The following is a 14,187-nucleotide window of genomic DNA, read 5'->3' on the forward strand; positions in this document are numbered from 1 at the left end:
TTGCAACTTCTTGCAACTGATTGCCAGTTCGCTGGCCTGCAGCGGAACCTTGTGGCATGTCATCTTCGATTGCCAACCATCCGGACCGGCTCTTCCCAGCCGATCCCACCACGCGGGCCATCGCTAGGACGCTCCACGCTGAAGTAGAGCACCTTCCGATCATCTCCCCTCACGGTCATGTTGATGCCGCCATGATCGCAGACGACCTTGCATTCCCCGATCCCACCACCCTGCTGATTAGCCCCGATCACTACGTGACGCGACTACTCCACTCAGCCGGTACCTCGCTTGCGGACGTCCGCGCTGGCACCGCTGCCCACGATCCCGCGGGGATCGACCCAAAGCAGGCGTGGCGGAACTTTGCTACCCAATGGAACCTCTTTGACGGCACGGCCTCCGGCTACTGGCTGCGCGAGGAACTGACCTCCGTGTTCGGGGTGGATGACGCCTTGCTCGGCTCCGCAGACCCGGCGGACGCCGACACGGTCTATGCCACCATTGAGGCCAAGCTGGCGGAGCCCTCGTTCCGTCCGCGAGCGCTCATGGACCAGTTCAACATCGAGGTCCTTGCCACCACGGATGACCCGTTGGACTCGCTCGAGGCGCACGACCGCCTGGCAGCAGACCCCACCTTTGCGCCCCGTGTCCTTCCAACCTTCCGCCCGGACGCGTACATCAAGTTTGAGAACTCCGACTTTGCCCGCAACGCCACCCGGCTCATCGATACGGCTGGTGAGGGTGCTTCCGGCTACCTGGGTTACCTTGCCGGAATGGCCAACCGCCGCCGGTACTTCCGTGAGCACGGGGCCGTGTCCTCAGACCACGGCGTGCACGTTCCGTCCTCACTTCGGCTGAGCGAGCAGGAGGCAGCGGCGCTGTTTGCCAAGGGCTTGTCGGGCGAGGCCACTCGTCAAGAGGCTCTGGCATTCGAGGCCCACATGACCTATCAGCAGGCGCGCATGGCCTGCGAGGACGGTCTGGTCATGACCCTGCACCCGGGCGTGCACCGCAACACCCACCCCGGCACGCTGGCCCAGTTTGGCCCCGACACCGGCCACGACATCCCCTTCGGGATCGACTACTCCACCGGTCTGCAGCCCTTGCTCCAGGACTTTGGCACGGACCCGAACTTCCAGCTGGTCGCGTTCACCATTGATGAGACCGTGTATTCGCGTGAGCTGGCTCCGCTCGCCGGGTTCTACCCGTCCCTGTTCATCGGTGCGCCGTGGTGGTTCCTGGATGCGCCGGATGCGATGCTCCGCTTCCGCTCCGCGGTCACGGAGACCGCCGGATTCTCCCGCTCTTCAGGGTTTGTCGACGATACTCGTGCGTTTTGTTCGATCCCCGCGCGTCATGATGCCTCCCGCCGTATTGAGGCGGCTTTCCTGGCCCGCCTCGTCGCCGAACACCGCATCAGCGAGGAGCGCGCGGCCGAGATCATCGTGGACATTGTTGACGCGGCTCCACGAAGGGCGTTCAAGCTATGACCCTCCTGTCGCGTGCTTTCTTGCCCGCACCACAGAATCCCCGCGAGAAGCGGATCGTACACATTGGACTTGGCGCGTTTCACCGGGCCCACCAGGCCTGGTATACCCAGCACGCTGATGATGGATGGGGAATCGTGGCTTTCACGGGGCGTTCCCCCAAGGTCGCCGCGACCCTGAACGATCAGGACTGCCTGTATTCCCTGGTGACTAGGGGCGAAGACGGCGACTCGTTCGAGGTCATTGACTCGATCATCGAGGCGCACGATGGCGCGGACCTGGTGGCCTTGGCCGCCGCGGTCGCGCACGCCCAGACCTCGATCATCACGCTCACCGTCACCGAGGCCGGTTATCACACCGTGGTGGGTGCGTATCCTGCTCGCCTCGATGCCGAGAGCCCTGCGATCCTGCGGGACCTCGCGAACCTGCGCGGCGCCTACGCGAGCGATGCCTCAAGCCTCGGTGTGGCGCCGCACCCCAGCCTCACGCTAGAGACCGTGCCCGCGCGGCTCGTCATGGCGCTCGCCGCCCGGCGCAGCGCGGACGGCTGGCCCATCGCCGTGGTCTCGTGCGACAACCTGCCGGGCAACGGCGACGTGACCCGAGCCGTCATCACGGAACTCGCGGCTCTCGTGGACCCGCTGCTCGCGCAGTGGATCACCGCGAACGTGTCCTTTGTGAGCACGTCGATCGACCGCATCACGCCTCGTTCCACGCCCGAGGACTCCGCAGCGGTCGAGGCCGCCACCGGGTTCACGGACAACTCCCCCGTGGTCACCGAACCCTTCACCTCGTGGGTGCTGGAGGGCGATTTTCCCACCGGCCGCCCCGCCTGGGAGAAGGCAGGCGCGGAGTTCGTTCAGGACGTGGAGCCGTTTGAGCGCCGCAAGCTGTGGCTCCTCAACGGCGCCCACTCTCTCCTCGCATACGCGGGACAATTGCGCGGGCATGCCACCGTGGACCAGGCAATCGCCGACCCGGTTGCCCGCGCCTGGGTGGAGGAGTTCTGGGATGAGGCCGCCAACCACCTTGGAGAGCCAAGCCTGAACATTCCCGAGTACCGCGCAGCCCTCATCGCCCGCTTTGAGAACCCCCGGATCGCGCACAACCTCGCGCAAATCGCCATGGACGGATCGCTCAAGCTCAAGGCCCGCGCCGTCCCGGTATACGAGGCCGAACGCGCTGCCTCCCGCACCGGCACGGCTGCGCTCCGCCCGCTCGCGGCCTGGTGCGACTACCTCGTCCGCACGGCGTCCGAGCGCACCGCGTCCGAGAACACCGAGCGTTCCGCACTCCCCGACCCCAACGCAGCCGCGCTGGAACGGGCCCTGCAGCTAAACGCACCAGAAACGCTGGAAATCAGCACCACACACGCACTTATCGCGGTCATCGACCGCGACCTCGCCGCCGATCAGACGGCGCTCCACGCAATCCACAACCTACGCGGCACCTTCACCGCACCGCGCACTGTAGCGCCCACACAAAAGGAACACCATGAAAATTATTAAGGCAGAGGTCTTCGTAACCAGCCCGTCACGCAACTTTGTCACGCTCAAGATCACCACGGACGAGGGCATCACGGGCATCGGCGATGCCACCCTCAACGGGCGCGAACTGTCCGTGGCCGCCTACCTAAAGGAGCACGTCACGCAGCTCCTCATCGGCCGCGACCCGCACCAGATCGAGGACACCTGGCAGTTCTTGTACCGTTCCTCATACTGGCGCCGCGGCCCCGTCACCATGGCCGCAATCGCCGCCGTGGACATGGCGCTGTGGGACATCAAGGGCAAGATCGCCGGACTGCCGGTGTACCAGCTGCTCGGCGGCGCGTCCCGCACTGGACTGCGCGCCTACGGCCACGCGTCGGGAACGGACCTCGAATCGCTCTTTGATTCAATCCGCCACCACCAGGAGCTCGGATTCAAGTCCATCCGCGTGCAGACCTCCGTCCCCGGCATCAAGGCCGTGTACGGCGTGGCCGCGCAACAGCAGTCCTCCGGCGCCCGCTACGACTACGAACCCGCAGGCCGCGGCGCCTTCCCGCAGGAAGAGGACTGGGACACCCGAGCTTACCTGCGCCACCTGCCATCCGTTTTTGAGGCCGTGCGCAACGAGTTCGGCCCCGAGATCCCGCTCCTGCACGACGGCCACCACCGCATGACCCCTATCCAGGCGGCCAAGCTGGGCAAGGCGCTCGAGCCCTACGACCTGTTCTGGCTCGAGGACTGCACGCCGGCGGAAAACCAGGAAGCCCTGCGCCTGGTCCGCCAGCACACCACAACCCCTCTGGCCATCGGCGAGGTGTTCAACACGATCTGGGACTTCCAGACCCTGATCCGCGAGCAGCTCATCGACTACGTGCGCGCCGCCTCCACGCACTTTGGTGGCATCTCCGCGCTCAAGAAGGTCATGGACTACGCCGCGCAGTACCAGATCAAGTCCGGCTTCCACGGCCCCACCGACATCTCGCCGATCGGGTTTGCTGCACAACTACACGTGGGTCTCGCCATCCACAACTACGGCATCCAGGAGTACATGCAGCACTCCGACGCCACCAACACTGTGTTTGAGCAGCAGATGACCTTCAAGGACGGCTACCTCCACCCGGGCGAGGCCCCAGGCCTCGGCGTCGAGTTCAACGAGGAAGCCGCTGCCGCCTACCCCTACCAGCAGGCGTACCTGCCGTTCAACCGTCTGGCCGACGGCACCGTCCACGACTGGTAGGCCCTACGCCCGGCGCCCTCGCATCAGGCGCCGGGCCCTATTGTTGGCTGCCGCAGGGCACAGTGAGACCGCCATTTTTGATCGGTTTCAGCCGACTTCCGGTCAGAATCAAACAAAATGGCAGGTTCACTGCACGAGCGCGAGTGCGGGCGTGGGCTGGGGCGCGAGTGTGGGTGCCGGCCCGCAGGCCGCAACCCCGCCGACCGCGGCGGCCGCAGTGGCGATGAGCCCATGCAGACCCGATCCGGCCGGCGTGGGGCGAGGGTCGTCCTTCACTGCCCAGCAGCCATCAACCACCTCGTAGTTTGTGTGCACGCCCTCTTTGACCCACAGCGCAAGCGCGTGGATCAACCGGTCCACCTCGGCCAAAGTGGTGCCTACGCCAACGGATGCCCGGATTGCTCCGGCGTCAAAGCCCAACCGGTGCAGAAGGGGGTGCGCGCAGAACCGGCCATCGCGCACTCCGATTCCGTGCTCTGCCGACAGGTAGGCGGCCACCAGGCCCGGGTCGCAGTCGTTGACCGCAAACGTCACCACACCCACGGGATTGACCGCATCCTCCCAGGCCCGCACCACCCGGACACCCTCGATCGACTCGAGGCCCTCCACTAGTCGCGTGCGCAACAGGTTTTCGTGGGCCTCCAAAGCGCCCTCCGGCAGCGCCGCGAGCGCCTCGCATGCGGAAGCCAGAGCCACCGCGCCGATCACGTTCGGCGAACCCGCTTCATGTCGGGCGGGGGCGCTCGTCCACGTCACGTCCTCAGTGGTAACCTGCCGGACCGCCCCACCCCCGGCAAGATAGGGGTGCCCGGAGTCGAGCCAGTCTCGCGCTCCCACCAGCGCCCCGGCGCCATACGGCGCGTACGTCTTGTGGCCCGAGAACGCAACGTAATCCACTCCAGAGTCCGCGAGCGAGAAACGCCTGTGCGGGACAAGCTGTGCGCCATCCAGCACCACCCGGGCCCCGGCCGCGTGCGCGATCGCAACCACATCGTCGATAATCAGGGACTCCCCCGTCACGTTCGACGCACCCGTGAACGCGACCAGCGCGTACGAGTCTCGCGCCAGTTCGGCGCGCAGGAGGTCGAGCGTCTCTGCCACCGAGGCACCGCCCGCGAGGACGCGGGCGCCACCCGGCGCGCCCTGCCAGGGCAGGAGATTAGCGTGATGCTCCACGTCCAGCACGAGCACCCGCCCCGGAGTACCATCCGGACCAGCGGGAACGCAGCCCGCAAGCAGGTTCAACGAGTCCGTGGTGTTGCGGGTGATGATCGTGACGTCACTGGGGCGAGCTCCCACGAACCGGCCAATCGCCGCCCGCGACTCCTCATACAGGGCGGTGGACACCTGGGACAGGTAGCCCGCCCCGCGGTGCACCGAGGCGTAGAGCGGCAGGACCTGGTTGACTCGGTCCGCGACCGCTTGGAGGGCCGGCGCCGAGGCGGCACAGTCAAGATTTGCGTAAGGGACCTGGCGCCCATCAACCAAGGGCACCAAGGTGGACGATCCGACAACGGGCAGGCACGGCAGTGCAATGTTGTTCATGAGAAAACTCCAGAAGCATGGCAAGGAAGGGACACGTGCCTATGCAACGAATCCCGCGCTTGCTCCCGCACCAAGTGGCGAGGAGCCTGGTCTTCACCCGGAGCACCCCGCCGCAGGAGGAGGGTTGCCGTCCAGCTAGCCGGGGCTTTGTGCTGGAACTCGTGACCTTTTTCAAGTCTCACTGGGAGGCAAAACGGTGTCAATCGGTCTCACAAGCGATCTCACATAACGAGCAAGTTGTCTCATATGTGCCCGGGCTGTGGACTATCATGGGTAACGACCATCCAGAGCAGCTGAGTGACGTGGCACGTTGACGCTGCAGCAACCCCCTGACAGGAACCAAACTTGCAGGTGAGGGTGCTAAAGCCATGACCGATGGAGGACAACATGAGTTATGCAGGCGACCTCACACCCCAAGAGGCGTGGGATCTATTGGAATCCGACGAGCGCGCAATCCTCGTTGACGTGCGCACGAATGGGGAATGGAACCAGATCGGCGTCCCCGACCTGACCGCCCTGAACAAGGACACCCAGTTCATCGAATGGGTCACGGCCTACGGCCCCAACGTCCACTTCCTGACCCAGCTCGCACAGGCCGGTATCACGCCGGGAGACGGCACCCCAATCATCTTCCTGTGCCGCTCCGGCAATCGCTCTATCGGCGCGGCCACCGTGGCCACCGAGGAGGGCTACGGTCCCGCCTACAACGTGCTCGAAGGATTTGAGGGCGACGCGGACCTATACGGCCAGCGCACAATCAACGGCTGGAAGCTCCGCGGCCTCCCGTTCACCACATACGGCGCAGGAGAGTAACCGGTGGGTTATCTCAGCCCCCGCGCACTTCGACCAGCAACCTTGGGCGTGCGCGGCGGTCAAACGCGCTCCAATTTCGAGGAAACCGCCGAGCCGATCTACCTGACGCAGGGTTACGTGTACTCGACCGCAGCTGAGGCGGAGGCCGCATTCAAAGGCGAGGTCGACCGGTTCATCTACTCCCGCTACGGCAACCCCACGGTCCACACATTTGAGGAGAGGCTGCGCCTCATCGAGGGGCCGGGCGCGGAAGGCTGCTACGCCACAGCCTCGGGGATGTCCGCGGTGTTCACAGCGCTGGCCGCCCTGGTGAAGTCCGGTTCCCGGATTGTTGCCGCCCGCGCACTGTTTGGCTCTTCTCTAGTCATCTTCGACGAGATCTTTGCCAAGTGGGGCGTAATCACCGACTACGTGGATGGCCACGTGCTGTCCCAGTGGGAGGAGGCCCTCGACCGGCCCGCGGACGTAGTGTTCTTTGAGACTCCATCCAACCCCATGCAGGACATCATCGACGTGCGCGCGGTCTCGGAGCTGGCGCACAAGGCTGGCGCCCAAGTAGTTGTGGACAACGTGTTTGCCACGCCCGTCATGCAGAAGCCTTTCGAGCTTGGTGCGGACATTGTGGTGTACTCCGCCACCAAGCACATCGACGGCCAGGGCCGCGTACTCGGCGGGGCGATTCTGGGCTCAAACGATTACATCAACGGCCCCGTCCAGCAGTTCATTCGCAACACCGGGCCCTCGCTCAGCCCGTTCTCCGCATGGGTTCTGCTCAAGGGGCTTGAAACCATGCCGCTGCGCGTGGCGGCCCAGACGGCGTCGGCCCTGCAAATCGCGAGGTCGCTTGAGGACCTTCCGGGAATCACGAACGTACGCTACCCGTTCTTGGAATCCCACCCGCAGTTCGAGTTGGCCACGTCCCAGCAAACCGGCGGTGGAACCGTAGTAACGTTCGACTTGGCCGCGCCTGAAGGCGCTTCACACGAGGAGCAGAAGCTCCGCGCGTTCTCATTTTTGGACAGGCTCGAGGTCGTGGACATCTCCAACAACCTGGGAGACGCCAAGTCCCTGATCACACATCCCGCCACCACGACCCACCGCAAGCTTGGCGTGGAAGGGCGCGCCCGCGTGGGCTTGTCGGAGACCACGGTCAGACTGTCCATCGGGCTCGAGGACCCACTCGACATCCTTGAGGACATCGAGATCGCGCTCCGGGCCTGATTTTCATCAGAACACTGCGTAATAGGAATGGGGGCGTCTCGCGCAAGACGCCCCCATTACTCATGTCCTGGGCGCTACAGATTGTTACAGCTCCAGGATAGTTTTTTCTAGCAACCTAGTTTCGAGCAAACTGCACGCGGAAAATCTCCGGTCCGCGCTCGAGGTACTCTACTGCGAACATGCCCGGGAAGCGCTGCTCAGCTTGCATGAGGAGTGGCACTGGGTCGTGGGTTGCGTTGATGATGAGTCCGCGGCCTTCGGCCACGCCCGCGAGCGCGCCAAAGATCGTTGCGTGACGGATTTCGTGCGGGATTAGTTGCACGTTGAGCTCTGGGAATCCAACAGCGTCGTGCTCGCCGCAGGCGCAGCCTCCGCTTGGCTTCTCGCCGATCTCGATTCCTACTTCAGCCATGTCTCCTCCTTGGTTGGGTGGGGCGTTCGTTGCCCTCGCCGAGTTCCCCGCCCGATGTGACCTAAGGCGTTCGCTTCGCAGCCCTTATTTTATTACACTTAAGTCCGTGGAAAACAAATCTGCTGCTGGGACCGGCCCCGATCGTCGACAATCAAAGCGCGGCCGCGCGCTGTCCCCATCGCGGCTGCTCATCCTCGAGACGCTCGAGGCGCAAGCCGTCCCCCTGACCATCGCCGCGCTGACGCAGCGGGTTGGGCTCCACGAAAACACAGTGCGCGGACACCTCGACGCACTCCTATCCGACGGCTTCATCACCCGCAGCCCAGCCGAGCCTGACGGCCGCGGCCGCCCCAGCTGGCTGTGGCAGGCCTCAACTCCCTCGCCACAGTCCGCCGGTGCGCTCGAATACGCGGGGTTGGCGGGCGCGCTCGCGCGCACCATCGCACTGACGGCGCCCGATCCCGTGGCCGCGGCCCGCGATGCGGGCCACACCTGGGGGACGTCGCTCGCCGCGACGGACACGATCACCCCGGCCCGCCCCGAGCAGTCCGCTTCGAGTCGCGTCGTCCAGATTCTCGACGATCTTGGTTTCGCCCCATCAACCACCTCCTCTGCTGTGGTCGAGTTGCGCAGGTGCCCCATCCTCGATGCCGCCACCACATACCCGGACGTGGTGTGCAACGTGCACATGGGTCTGATCGCCGGGGTACTGGACGCGGACGGGGTGGACACCGAAGGAAGCCACCTCGAGCCGTTCTCGGCGCCCGGCGTGTGCTCATTGCACCTAGTGACGCGGACTCGGGACGAGGCACAGCCTGCGGAGGCGGCTGCGATAAATGCGAATGCAACCCATGCCGGCCGGAGTGCAACCTCGCACGAAATCCAGAGCCCAGCTCGCAACGAGGGCCAGCCCAATGGCAACTAGACAGATTCCAGCTCGCGCAGTCCTGCTTCTGCCCGCCGGCCTCGCGCTTCTCGCCGGGCTCGATGCGGCTCTGCTGCTCCTTGGACTACCAGCGCCCGTGACCACCGGTTACATCGCGGATGCCCACGGCTACCTCATGACGCTCGGGTTCGTTGGCGCACTTATAGCGCTTGAGCGAGCCGTGGCGCTCGGCACGTGGTGGGGGTACCTCTCTCCGGCTGCACTGGGAATCGGCGGGCTGCTCCTCATGACGCCGGTTCCTCGCACGCTCGCGCTCGGCCTAAGTTTCGTTGGAATCGCGGCGATGTGCATCAACTACATTCCACTGTGGCGGCGCAACCGGGATGAGGCCGTCCTCATCCAAATGCTCGGTTCTGTACTCGCAGTGGTCGCGACCATCCTGCTCGTGGCAGGTCTCCCCATCAGGGTCCTCGTACCCTGGCTCGCGGGATTCCTTATCCTGACCATCTGCGGTGAACGGCTTGAACTCGCGCGGCTTGCATTGGCTCCTCGGGACGGCGACATCCTGCTCACGATGAGCGTGTCTATCGCCCTGAGCCTCGTGGTTTCCCTCATGTGGCCCATGGTCGGCTACCCGCTCCTCGGTGCCATGCTCATCGTCATGACCGCATGGCTTGCGTCCAGAGATGTAGCGCGCAAGCTCATCACAACCACGGGATCCCGGCGATTCATGGCGGCGTGCATGCTTGCCAGCTATGCGTGGCTCGCCGTCGCCGGAAGCGTCTGGCTGTTTGGGCCGGCCTTCGAGGGAACACGATACGACGCGGTCATCCACACGACCTTCCTCGGGTTCACCATGTCCATGATCATGGCTCACGCCACCACGATCCTGCCCGCAGTATTGCGCCGCCCGCTACCCTATCGGACGTTCATGTGGGTGCCTGCGGTCCTCCTGCACGCTTCCCTGCTGCTGCGTGTATGGATCGGCGACGGACTCGCCCTGCCGTGGGCCGTCACAGCGGGCGGACTGCTCAACGTCATCGCGCTCCTGCTCTTCTTCGGTACAGCAGTGACCTCCTCTGTGCTGGCCTCGCGCACTGCTGCGCGTCAGGCCGAGGAACGCAAGGCGAAAGCCGCGCGCAAGGCGGAGGCCGCTGGTGACGACACTGCGCGCGGCGAAGTGGACGACGCAGCGGACAGCACCGCGGACAGTGCGGCCCATGGCCGTACGACGGCAATCGATCCACCGTCAAACGGAGACGATGCTGCCAAGATGGCTGCGCAATCGTCGAAAATCACGATCCCCACTCACCCAACGAACATCACACGGTAAAGCACATGACAATCGGACTCAACACAGCCAGGCCCGCACCGGTCAAGAAGTTTTGGCCCATGCGCGACCTTCCTTCGTACCTGTGGCTGGTGCTCACGGTGATCGTTTCGGTGGGGCACAGGTGGCTGCCCGAGCCGCGCTGGCTCATGATCCACCTGGTTCTGCTCGGTGCGGTGAGCCACGCGATCCTGGTGTGGTCGCAACACTTCTCCTACGCGCTGCTGCGCGTGCCCGCGTCCGAACGAGACCTTAAGGCGCAGAACCTGCGGCTCATCGGGTTCAATGCCGGCGTGGTCGCAGTGGTTGTGGGCATACTCAGTTCCCTGTGGCAGATCACCCTGGTGGGCGCGTGCCTAGTGGTCGCGGCGGTGGTTTGGCATGCGGCCTCCCTGCTGGGAAGGTTCCGCAGGGCTATCGGCGTGCGCTTTGCGGTGAGCCTCTGGTACTACATCGCGGCATCGGCGGCGCTCCCCGTTGGCGCAACCCTAGGTGTTCTTCTGGCCCACGGATTTTCCGATCCGGCCCACGGCCAGATGAAGGTCAGCCACGCCCTCATCAACGTTCTGGGCTGGGTTGGGCTCACCGTCCTCGGCACGCTGGTGACCCTGTGGCCCACCATGCTTCGGACCAAGATGCGGCCCGAGATCGTGCTCGCTTCGAGGCGTGCGCTGTGGGTGTTCGTTGCCGCACTCAGCGTTACCGCGCTGGGTGCAGGGTTCGGCGTGCTCTGGGCAGTGGTTGTGGGACTGGTCTTCTACCTGGCAGGTGTGGTGTGGCTGGGAGTTGTCTTCGCCAGGACCGCAGCGCAGCGCCCACCCGTGGCGTTCTGCACGCTGAGCGTCGGCGCGGCCTACCTGTGGCTGATGGGATGTTTGGTGGTCCTGGTCATTGGTTTCACGCGTGGAGCGGCTGCAGGGTCGTGGACCCTCGCCTACTCTTCGTTCACCACGATCGCCCCATTTCTTGTAGCCGGGTTCGCCGTCCAGGTACTCATTGGAGCCCTGTCCTACCTCATCCCAGTCATTGTGTCCCAGGGGCCGGCGTCCTCGCGGGCGGCAAACACGGAAATGGATCGCGGCGGGGTCTTCCGCATCGTAATGGCTAACCTCACTCTCCTGCTAGCGGCGTTCCCCGTGCCTTCGGTCGTGCTCGTGGTAGCAACGATGCTCTACCTCGGCGCAACAGCAAGCTTCCTCGTCCTCATGATTCGTTCACTCCGAGCTGCACGGTATGCGGCGCCCAGTGCGAGCACGCGTCTAGCGGATGCCGAAGCTCGGGCAGCCGGCATCACCGCGAAGGGCCCACAAAACCCCTACGGCGAAAAGAAGCGCGGTTGGTTCGGCGCGCAGGCCGTGGCCGCGGTGGTGGCCAGCACGCTCGCCATTGCTCTCGCCGTTGCTGTGAACCCCTCGGCGCTTGGTGTCTTGGCGCTCGGCAATGCGGGCGCGGGAACCCAACAGGGCTCCACCGCAGGCAGTGGAAACAACGGGTCGTTTACTGCGGACCAGATCGCCAACGCCCCCAAGCAAACTGTGGAGATCGAAGCTCGGGACATGAAGTTCTTCCCAGCCTCGATAGAGGTCGAGGCCGGCACCAACCTCACGATCGTCTTGACCAACACCGACAAGACCAACATCCACGACCTTGTTTTCCCCGGAGGTGAAACCTCCGGCAGGCTCGCGCCTGGAGACACCGCAACCATCGAACTTGGAGTGCTAAACAGTTCGCTCGGCGGCTGGTGCTCGATCCTCGGACACAAGCAAATGGGCATGGTCTTCGACATCAACGTCACAGGCTCCGGCGCCGACAACTCCGACCCAGCCGACCATCAGGCCGGCGGAGATGATGCTGGCTCGCAAGCAGAATCGTCGGGAAGCATGGACCACTCCATGCACGGAGGCGACCAAGCCGCGCCCAGCGCGGCCGACGACCTGAACTTCATGGCCAGCGCACCCGAAGACTTCGTGGCGCGCGACGCGCTGCTGGAACCACTCGCAGCCGACAACGGGCCCGTCACGCACAAGATGACGTTCGAAATCACGGAGGAAGTCCGCGAAATCGCACCGGGCGTGACCCAAGAAATCTGGATGTTCAACAAGCAGTTCCCCGGGCCATCCCTCCACGGACGGGTTGGCGACACGTTCGAAATCACGCTCGTGAACCACGGCTCGATGGGACACTCCATCGACTTCCACGCATCCGAGGTGGCCCCCGACGGGCCGATGCGCACCATCGCGCCGGGCGAATCCCTGGTGTACACATTCACCGCCAAGCGGGCCGGGATCTGGATGTACCACTGCGGGACTATGCCCATGACCGCGCACATCGCCAACGGCATGGCGGGCGCCGTGGTCATCGAGCCCGACGACCTCCCGGAGGTAGACAAGTCATACCTGCTGGTCCAGTCCGAAATGTACCTGGGCGCGCAGGGGCAACCAGTGGACGTGGAGAAAGCACTGAGTGGCGAGCACAACCTGGACGTCGTGCTGTTCAACGGATACGCCAACCAGTACGTAGACCGCCCGCTCACCGCGACGGTGGGCGAGCGAGTGCGCGTATGGGTGCTCGACGTGGGGCCGTCACGGGCCAGCTCGTTCCACGTGGTCGGCGGGCAGTTCGACAGGGTGTGGTTCGAGGGCGCGTACACGCTCGGCTCAGCCAAGGCGCCAGCGGACGGTGCGCAGGGAGGAGCACAGGCACTCGCGCTGCAGGCGGCCCAGGGCGGCTTTGTGGAGCTGACCTTTGGCGAGGCCGGAAACTATCCGTTCATTACGCACATCATGGTGGACGCGGAGCGCGGGGCCAAGGGGATCTTTAGCATCAGCGACTAGGTGGGCCTGCGCACGAAAAAACGCGGCACTCCCGATGAGGGGGAAATTTCTGAGGCTGCCAGGCCTCCCGGGGATTTCGGGGCTGCCTTGCCCATACACGAAGAAAGCGCGGTGCTCCCGATCGGGAGCACCGCGCTTTATGGTTTGCTACCAGCTACTCGGCCAATCCGTGCCCGTACACGTCAAGCAGTTCGGACTCCTTAGCCAGGAATGCGCGAGCGCGCTGCTTAGCTCCCTCAAGGTCGTGCAGGAGGTACGTGCCGCAACTCTTTGCGGACTCTGCGCCTGGCACCGCGTCGAACTCTAGCAGGCGGCCCAGCCCTGGAATCACGATGTCCTTCATCTTCTCCGGAGTGTCGATCACGCCCGTGGTGATCACGTACATGCCGGTTAGGCAGCCCATCGGAGAGACACCGATAATGTCGTCGGAGAACTCACGCAGGGTGAAGGCCAGAATGTGCTCAATGGAGTGCGCGGTCTCGATGGGCATGTGTGGCTCGGTGTTCGGCTGGGTGAACCGCAGGTCGTACTTACATACTCGACCGCCTCCGGGGATCTCCCGATCCCCGGCCTTGCGGATGTAGGGTGCGACAACTGCCTCGTGATCGAGTTCGAACGATTCGACAACTACCTTCTTGGTCATGCCATCTCCTTGCGCAGCAAAGTGGGTCGTTTGCATTCTGGCACATGGGCTGCCGCTGCGCGGCCACTGTCCGCCCGGCCCGCTACTCCCCTCCAGACCATTTTTGGATCGAGAGTATTCGTGAGCCCACTCTCCCTATCGAGAGCGGGCTCACGAATACTCTCGCGTGTGTGGGCATAAAAAAAGAGGGCACCCACACGGGTACCCTCAACACAACGAACCACATAGTAGACGCCAGAACACGAGAAACACGATAGTAGACGCACAAGAAACACGAAAGGGCACCCACACGGGA

General features: G+C 64.4%; 11 protein-coding genes and 2 riboswitches. Of the genes, 8 read left to right on the forward strand and 3 right to left on the reverse strand.

All coding sequences use genetic code 11. The annotated features are described in order from the left end of the window. The first annotated feature begins 56 nt into the window (after positions 1–56). The 3 genes from uxaC to manD are packed head-to-tail and all read left to right on the forward strand — an operon-like array spanning position 57 to position 4,208. Complete coding sequence (gene uxaC, locus HGSM_RS13395; protein WP_019149280.1) at positions 57–1,487, forward strand: glucuronate isomerase; 1,431 nt, start codon at positions 57–59, stop codon at positions 1,485–1,487. Continuing rightward, positions 1,484–2,992 (forward strand): mannitol dehydrogenase family protein, encoded by a 1,509-nt coding sequence (locus HGSM_RS13400; protein ID WP_019149281.1) that lies wholly within the window; start codon positions 1,484–1,486, stop codon positions 2,990–2,992. The genes uxaC and HGSM_RS13400 overlap by 4 nt, the downstream gene beginning before the upstream one ends. Beyond that, positions 2,979–4,208, forward strand: coding sequence for a D-mannonate dehydratase ManD (gene manD, locus HGSM_RS13405; protein WP_019149282.1), 1,230 nt, complete (start codon positions 2,979–2,981; stop codon positions 4,206–4,208). Before HGSM_RS13400 ends, manD begins: the two co-directional genes overlap by 14 nt. Before the next feature lie 126 nt (positions 4,209–4,334). Here manD and HGSM_RS13410 read toward each other — a convergent pair whose 3' ends face one another. After that, positions 4,335–5,753, reverse strand: coding sequence for an aminotransferase class V-fold PLP-dependent enzyme (locus HGSM_RS13410; RefSeq protein WP_019149283.1), 1,419 nt, complete (start codon positions 5,751–5,753; stop codon positions 4,335–4,337). Between the two features lie 50 nt (positions 5,754–5,803). Continuing rightward, positions 5,804–5,920: riboswitch (SAM riboswitch) on the reverse strand. A 110-nt stretch (positions 5,921–6,030) separates the two neighbouring features. Continuing rightward, positions 6,031–6,135, forward strand: a riboswitch (SAM riboswitch). Between the two features lie 5 nt (positions 6,136–6,140). Between HGSM_RS13410 and HGSM_RS13420 the strand changes: the two genes are divergently transcribed. Both HGSM_RS13420 and HGSM_RS13425 read left to right on the forward strand, forming a co-directional pair. Continuing rightward, positions 6,141–6,566, forward strand: coding sequence for a rhodanese-like domain-containing protein (locus HGSM_RS13420; RefSeq protein WP_019149285.1), 426 nt, complete (start codon positions 6,141–6,143; stop codon positions 6,564–6,566). A gap of 3 nt (positions 6,567–6,569) precedes the next feature. Then, a complete protein-coding gene (locus HGSM_RS13425) occupies positions 6,570–7,787 on the forward strand; it encodes an O-succinylhomoserine sulfhydrylase (protein ID WP_019149286.1) in 1,218 nt (405 codons plus the stop codon). 115 nt (positions 7,788–7,902) lie between these two features. On the opposite strand, the gene HGSM_RS13430 is transcribed toward HGSM_RS13425, so the two are convergent. Then, complete coding sequence (locus HGSM_RS13430) at positions 7,903–8,199, reverse strand: DUF2249 domain-containing protein (RefSeq protein ID WP_019149287.1); 297 nt, start codon at positions 8,197–8,199, stop codon at positions 7,903–7,905. A gap of 106 nt (positions 8,200–8,305) precedes the next feature. On the opposite strand from HGSM_RS13430, the gene HGSM_RS13435 reads away from it, so the two are divergent. Genes HGSM_RS13435 through HGSM_RS13445 form a run of 3 tightly spaced genes read left to right on the forward strand, consistent with a single transcriptional unit; the run spans position 8,306 to position 13,249 of the window. Then, positions 8,306–9,124, forward strand: a complete 819-nt coding sequence (locus tag HGSM_RS13435; protein WP_019149288.1) for a helix-turn-helix transcriptional regulator — start codon at positions 8,306–8,308, stop codon at positions 9,122–9,124. After that, positions 9,114–10,418 (forward strand): hypothetical protein, encoded by a 1,305-nt coding sequence (locus tag HGSM_RS13440; protein WP_019149289.1) that lies wholly within the window; start codon positions 9,114–9,116, stop codon positions 10,416–10,418. Before HGSM_RS13435 ends, HGSM_RS13440 begins: the two co-directional genes overlap by 11 nt. Before the next feature lie 5 nt (positions 10,419–10,423). Further along, a complete protein-coding gene (locus HGSM_RS13445; RefSeq protein ID WP_019149290.1) occupies positions 10,424–13,249 on the forward strand; it encodes a multicopper oxidase domain-containing protein in 2,826 nt (941 codons plus the stop codon). Between the two features lie 154 nt (positions 13,250–13,403). On the opposite strand, the gene HGSM_RS13450 is transcribed toward HGSM_RS13445, so the two are convergent. Further along, positions 13,404–13,892: an S-ribosylhomocysteine lyase gene (locus tag HGSM_RS13450; protein ID WP_019149291.1), complete on the reverse strand. Its 489-nt coding sequence runs from the start codon at positions 13,890–13,892 to the stop codon at positions 13,404–13,406. Positions 13,893–14,187 lie beyond the last annotated feature (295 nt).

This window comes from Timonella senegalensis JC301, from assembly GCF_000312125.1.
Lineage (GTDB): Bacteria > Actinomycetota > Actinomycetes > Actinomycetales > Cellulomonadaceae > Timonella > Timonella senegalensis.